Source organism: Streptomyces sp. NPDC058758 (genome assembly GCF_042746075.1).
GTDB lineage: Bacteria > Actinomycetota > Actinomycetes > Streptomycetales > Streptomycetaceae > Streptomyces.
Genome location: NZ_JBHYPS010000086.1, coordinates 1 through 5,762 on the forward strand (window position 1 = coordinate 1; position 5,762 = coordinate 5,762).

7 protein-coding genes are annotated in these 5,762 nt (G+C 72.0%); 4 read left to right on the forward strand and 3 right to left on the reverse strand.

Features of this window, described 5'->3' with window-relative positions; genetic code table 11:
* Positions 1-110 precede the first annotated feature (110 nt).
* Positions 111-644, reverse strand: coding sequence for a hypothetical protein (locus ACFW6A_RS39005; RefSeq protein ID WP_351848421.1), 534 nt, complete (start codon positions 642-644; stop codon positions 111-113).
* A gap of 190 nt (positions 645-834) precedes the next feature.
* On the opposite strand from ACFW6A_RS39005, the gene ACFW6A_RS39010 reads away from it, so the two are divergent.
* From ACFW6A_RS39010 to ACFW6A_RS39020, 3 genes are all read left to right on the forward strand, one after another.
* Positions 835-975, forward strand: coding sequence for a hypothetical protein (locus ACFW6A_RS39010; RefSeq protein WP_386646639.1), 141 nt, complete (start codon positions 835-837; stop codon positions 973-975).
* 15 nt (positions 976-990) lie between these two features.
* Positions 991-1,251, forward strand: a complete 261-nt coding sequence (locus tag ACFW6A_RS39015; protein WP_386646641.1) for a hypothetical protein — start codon at positions 991-993, stop codon at positions 1,249-1,251.
* Positions 1,252-1,355: 104 nt separating this feature from the next.
* The gene (locus tag ACFW6A_RS39020) at positions 1,356-2,909 is read left to right on the forward strand and encodes a DUF4041 domain-containing protein (protein WP_351848423.1); all 1,554 of its coding nucleotides are present in this window, start codon (positions 1,356-1,358) and stop codon (positions 2,907-2,909) included.
* Between the two features lie 74 nt (positions 2,910-2,983).
* Here ACFW6A_RS39020 and ACFW6A_RS39025 read toward each other — a convergent pair whose 3' ends face one another.
* A complete protein-coding gene (locus tag ACFW6A_RS39025) occupies positions 2,984-4,669 on the reverse strand; it encodes an alpha/beta fold hydrolase (RefSeq protein WP_351848425.1) in 1,686 nt (561 codons plus the stop codon).
* Positions 4,670-4,741: 72 nt separating this feature from the next.
* On the reverse strand, positions 4,742-5,299 hold the full coding sequence (locus ACFW6A_RS39030) for a TetR/AcrR family transcriptional regulator (RefSeq protein WP_351848428.1): 558 nt from the start codon (positions 5,297-5,299) through the stop codon (positions 4,742-4,744).
* A gap of 142 nt (positions 5,300-5,441) precedes the next feature.
* Here ACFW6A_RS39030 and ACFW6A_RS39035 point away from each other — a divergent pair, with 142 nt between their 5' ends.
* Positions 5,442-5,672: a hypothetical protein gene (locus ACFW6A_RS39035; protein ID WP_386646644.1), complete on the forward strand. Its 231-nt coding sequence runs from the start codon at positions 5,442-5,444 to the stop codon at positions 5,670-5,672.
* Positions 5,673-5,762 lie beyond the last annotated feature (90 nt).

Here is a 5,762-nt window from a genome sequence, read left to right on the forward strand (position 1 = left end):
TTTTTTTTTTTTTTTTTTTTTTTTTTGGTGTGTTGGGTTTTTTTTTTTTTTTTTTAGTCCCGGCCCGGGGGCGTGCCCGGGAACGGCCGGAGGCCACGCCGCGCGCCCGGTCAGGCAGGGAAGGAGAAGTAGAGCACCTCGCTGTAGAAGGACGCGAAGTGCCGCTGCCAGTCGGCCCGGACCGAAGCCAGCCAGTCGTCGTTCCGGCCGGCGATCGCCGCCTCGGCCCCGGCGACGGCGGCGGGGATGTCCTCGGACACCAGACGCCGCACGCTCGCCACCGGATCGTCGTCCGTCATCGAGACGATCTCCCCCGTCTCCAGGACGAAGTGCTTCGCCTGCTGCTTCTCCAGGTGGCCCGTGGTCCTGGCGACGCATTCGGCGAACTCGGCGTCGTCCTCCAGACCCTTGCCGACCACGTGCAGGAGGTCGCGGAGCAGGGCCGCCCCGTCGGCGTAGTCCGCGGCGATGCCGATCGGAGGGTTCCAGATCATGGACGGGACGATCGTCGTCCCGCGCCCCGCCAAGAGCTTGTGCGCGAGCGGGACGTCCCAGTTGTGCTCGGAGACGCATCGGATCCGCTGGGGGATCCCCGCCTCGTCCGGCATCGAGTCTGCGGAGTAGAGATACGAACGATTTGCCATGGCGGGGACGCTAACACCGGCCACCGACAACGCCCGTGCCAAGATGCGACGCACCGGGGGCAGATCACGGCCGCCCTCCAAGACCGGAGCCTCCCGCCGCTGCTCCGCCGCGGCGCCCACCGGACCATCGACACCGGGAAGACGGCCCGCGTCCTCCACGAGCCCTCCACCCGAGGCGGGAAAGGACCCCATGAGCTTCGACGTCTATGTGTGGCGCTTCGAGAACGGTGAACCGGCGGCGCTGGACCTGAGCGTCGCGCACGAGGTCCTCGCCCCCCACGTGGCGGAGCGGGACCCGGAGACGAACCACCTGCTGGTGCGTACGGCGTGAAGGGGGCAGGCGGACGTGTACCTCCACGACCCGACCGGCATCACCGTCAACCGCTTCGGCGGGGACGGGATCATGGACCTCCTGGCCCTCCTGCTGCGACGGCTGGATGCCGTGCTCGTCGTCCCGGGCGGGCCGACCGTGCTCCGGCGGGACGAGGACCGCGCACTCCTGCCCGCCGCGCTCAGGGACGAGTGGCCGGTCGTCGTGGCCCGTACCGGCGCGGAGATCGACCGGGCGGTCCGGGGCGGTCACGGGGCACGGCAGGGTGCCTTTTGAGCCGATCCCGGTGATCGGCACCCTCCGCCGCCGCTCACCACGGGATGATCGGACGAGTTGCCGAGGGCGGACGCCGACTGCCGCCGGGGCGGGGGAGGGTGCGAGTGCGTACGAGCGGCCATCGGTTCAATCCGCCGCCGAACTGGCCGCCGGCCGGGGGCTGGGTGCCCCCGGAGGGCTGGCGGCCCGACCCGTCCTGGCCGCCGCCTCCGCCCGGCTGGCAGCTGTGGCTGGCCGACGCGCCCGAAGACGAACCCCGGACGGCCGCCGTTCCCCACCAGTACGTGCCCCTGACCGCCGCTCCCGCCGGCCGGAAGAGGAGCTGGTTCGGCCGTCGGCGGCGCGACGAGGCGAGCGAACTGGAGGAGCTGCGGCAGTGGATCGCGCAGACCCAGGGCGCGGACGCCGCCCAGGTCGCCGGACTCGTCCAGCGGACCCGCCAGGAGGCGGCCGGGCTGCGTACGCGGGCGGAGACGGAGGCCGAAGCCGTCGTCGCACAGGCCCGCCAGGTCGCCAAGGACATCAAGGCCGACGCCAAGCAGACGGCGAAGGACACCGAGCGGGTCCGCAAGGAAGCCGAGCGGTACCGCGGCGAGATCCACCAGGCGGAGAGCCGCCTGACCGAGCTGCGCGCCCAGATCGTCACCACCGACGAGACGGTCCTGCTGCAGCAGGCCGGCATCTACGCCTACCACCACCAGCTCCACGACGCCGTCGCCTACCGCAGCCGCCTGGACTCCCTCAAGGCCGAGATCAAGAACCTCGCACGCGACGACCGGGCGGTTCTCGCCGCCACCGACTGGACCGTCAACGGCTCCGCCCGCGAAGGCCGCAAGATGATCCGCGACTTCTCCAAACTGATGCTCCGCGCCTACAACGCCGAAGCCGACTACGCCGTCCGCACCATGCGCCCCCACCGCCTCGCCTCACTGGTCGACCGCCTCTACAAGAGCCGGGAGACCATCGCCAGGCTCGGCGCCACCATGCACATCCGGATCTCCGACGCCTACCACGACGCCCGCGTCCGCGAACTGCAGCTGACCGCCGACTTCCTGCAGAAGAAGGACGAGGAGAAGGAGGCCCAGCGCGAGGCGCGAGCGCGCGAACGCGAGGAGGCGGCCGCCCAGCGCGAGCTGGACCGCGAGCGGGAGAAGCTCAACAAGGAACTCCACCACTACGAGGCCGCCATCGCACGCGTGCGCGCCCAGGGCGACCACGAGGCCGTGCGCGACATGGAGGCCAAGCTCGCCGAGATCCAGCAGGCGCTCCAGGACGTCGACGCCCGCGCGGCGAACGTCCGTACCGGATACGTCTACGTCGTCTCCAACATCGGCGCCTTCGGGGACAGCATCGTCAAGATCGGCATGACCCGCCGCCTCGAACCCCTCGACCGCGTCTACGAACTCAGCGGCGCCGCCGTCCCCTTCCGCTTCGACGTCCACGCACTCATCTTCAGCAAGGACGCCGTCGCCCTCGAAACCCGCCTCCACCAGGAATTCGCCGACCGCCGCGTCAACCGCGTCAACAGCAGGAAGGAGTTCTTCCACGTCACCCCCGCCGAGGTGCGCACCGCACTGGAACGCTTCGCGGGCGAGCACCTGGTGGAGTTCACCGAGACCCCGCAAGCACTCGAATGGCGCGCCAGCACGGCGGGTTGACGGCGACCCGCGGACCCGTACCCCCTCACGGCGCCCCGCGGGGGCGCCGCCCGACGGGACCCGGGCCTGCGGGGTCAGGTGCCGGTCGGAGCGCCGGCGGTGCCGAGGAGCGGGGCGACCCGGTCGGGGTGGGTCAGCTGGGGGTAGTGGCCGGCTCCGGCGATCTCGGTCACCGGCAGGCCGACGGTCCCGACCAGGGGGTCCTCCGAGCCCACGACGAGCCGGACCGGGACGCTCACCCGGTCCAGCAGGGCCCGCCCTTGCCGGCGCCCGGCGACGTCCCCGCGCAGGGACGCGGCCACGCGCCGCGCCACCCCGGGACGCCTCAGATCGGCCGCGGCGCTCCGTACCTCCGGCCCTTCGGGAACCCCGAGCGTCCGGGCCAGCCGGGCGGCCGGCATGCGGCGCAGCACCGGCGCGGCCAGGCCCGAGCGGGCGAACCGTGGCGCCGGTGCCTGCAGGAACGACGGGGAGACGAGGACGAGTCCGCCGACGCGGTCCGGATGGTCGACGGCGAAGCGGAGGGCCGGCCCGCAGGCCAGGGAGTGCGCGACGAGCACGGGACGGGTCCGCACCGGGCTCATCAGATCGGCCAGCCACTCCTCGACCGGCCGGTCCGAGGGAGCCGAGCGCCCCAGGCCGGGAAGGTCGGGGGCGAGGACCGGGCCGGAAAGACGGGCGGCGACGGGCGCCCAGAGGTCGGCGTTCATCGGCAGGCCGTGCAGCAGGACGTGGGAGGGGCGGTGCCGGTCGCCGGTCACCCAGGTCGGACCGCCCGCCACGGTGTGGAAGCCGTACGGGCTCCGCCAGGGCGATGCGGAGCCGAAGCGGGCGGCCACCAGGTCGTCCGCCCAGGCGCGCAGGGCATCGGTCGCCGGAGGCACGGCCAGGCCGGCGCGCGCGGCGAAGGCACGGGCGGAGGCCGTCGGATAGCGGTCGGCCGACAGGAACGACAGGGTCTCGGGGTCGGCGCCGGTCAACCGCCGCGGCAGCCGCCGCAGCAGGCCGACGGGAACGGTTCTGCGGGGTGCCCGTACGCCCATGTGGGCGGCCACCGTGCGGATCAGCTCGGGCAGCAGCGGGGTGTCGTCGTCGAGCACCCAGTAGTGCTCGCCCGCGGGCGACGCGGGGATCTCCGCCAGGAACCGCACGAGGTGGTCGATCGTCGTGATCGGCAGGAAGGTGTCGGGGCCACCGGGCAGCGCGGGGAGCCGCCCGTTCCACAGGTCCTCGACGAGAGCGGCCAGGCCGATGTACTGGCCGGGCCCGATCACGGTGCTGGGATTGACGATGGTCAGCGGCACCGAAAGTTCCCCGGCGCGGGTCCGCACCGCGAGGTCGGCCTCGCACTTCGACGCCTCGTAGGCTCCCGGCCCGGCGTAGTCGGGGGAGCCGTCGGCCGCGCTCACCCGGTACCCGCTGATGTGCACGAGCCTGCGCAGCCGGGGCAGCCCGGCGGCCCATTCGAGCACGTTCAGCGCCCCGGTGACGTTGACCGACCGCGCCTCCCGTTCGCCGAGGCCGAAGGCGAAGCGGCCGGCGGCGTTGTAGACGTCCCGGACTTCGGGCAGCTCCGCCAGCGGGCGGGTGATGTCGACGGTGACGATCTCGAGTGCGCGGAGGTCGACGCCCCGGGACGCCAGCCAGGGGGTGAGGGTGTCCTTGCGCACGGCCGCCGCCACCCGCTGACCCCGGGCGAGCAGCTCGGCGACGAGGGAGCGGCCGATGAAACCGGTGGCGCCGAAGACGATCGCGTCCATGGAACTCCTCTGAATAGATCGGTCTACATATTTTTTGGGCAGGAAAAGGCCCGCCGGTGACGGCGGGCCGTGTCAGCCGAGCAGGACGCCGATCTGGCGGGCGACCCTGTCCAGGGGCTCCTTGCTGCGGTGCGTCCGGGCCAGCAGGAGCGCGCCCTCGACGAGGGCGAGGACGGTGACCGCGAGGTCGTCGGCGTCCGTCCGGCCGGCCAGCCGTTCCCGCAGAGCCGCCTCCCACGAGCCGTAGACCTCCGAACAGGCCTCCTGCAGCGGGTCGTTGGTGCTGGCGGTCTCCAGCGCGACGGTGGCCACCGGGCACCCCTTGCGCCACCCCGACTCCTCCAGTCGCTCGCCCAGGTGGCGCAGCACCGCCTCGACGAACCCCGCCACCGACGTACTGGAGTCCGCCAGGCCCTCCAGGTCGCCGCCGATCGCGCGACCGGCCCGCCGCACGGACTCGCCGACCAACTGGTCCTTCCCGCCGGGAAAGTGGAAGTACAGCGAGCCGCGAGGCGCACCACTGGCCGCGATCACCTGATTGAGCCCGGCACCGGGGTACCCCCCGGCCTCGAGCAACTCCTGCGTCGCGTCCAGCAACCGGTCCCGCGTCTCCGCGCCCTTCAGTCCCATACGGCAACAGTAGACCGATCTACATATTATTTCCATCGAGTGCGCACCGGCCCCGTCGCCGGGCTCCGACCGCCGCACTCCTCCGGCCGGGCCGCCCATCCTTCCCTCGCGAGTCGATCCCCGGGTATGCGACGATCACGACGTGGTCCTCCCTGCCCCTCCGTCGTCCCGTCCGCCGCGCTCGCCCGCCCGTCCCGAGTCGGCCGCGTACGTACTGGCGGCGCTGCTGGACCGCTCACTGGCCCGGATGGCGGAGGCCGCGGCAGACGTCCGCCTGTTCGACCGGGAAGCCATTCGCACGGCATCGGACGTCTGGGACAACAACCTGTTCCCGCTGTTCTGGGCCGCGAGTACGTCCAGCGCCCATAACTGATCATTTCAGAATGAGGTTCGGAGGCGTCGCAAGCAGATGATGCTGCAGGCGAGTTGGAGCAGTCCGAGGTGGAGGTCGGCTCGTATCTCG

Bases quoted from the DNA above. Each gene is read 5' to 3' on its own strand.
- ACFW6A_RS39030 (WP_351848428.1), bottom strand. From the start codon at position 5,299: ATGGGACTGAAGGGCGCGGAGACGCGGGACCGGTTGCTGGACGCGACG.
- ACFW6A_RS39010 (WP_386646639.1), top strand. From the start codon at position 835: ATGAGCTTCGACGTCTATGTGTGGCGCTTCGAGAACGGTGAACCGGCG.
- ACFW6A_RS39025 (WP_351848425.1), bottom strand. From the start codon at position 4,669: ATGGACGCGATCGTCTTCGGCGCCACCGGTTTCATCGGCCGCTCCCTC.
- ACFW6A_RS39005 (WP_351848421.1), bottom strand. From the start codon at position 644: ATGGCAAATCGTTCGTATCTCTACTCCGCAGACTCGATGCCGGACGAG.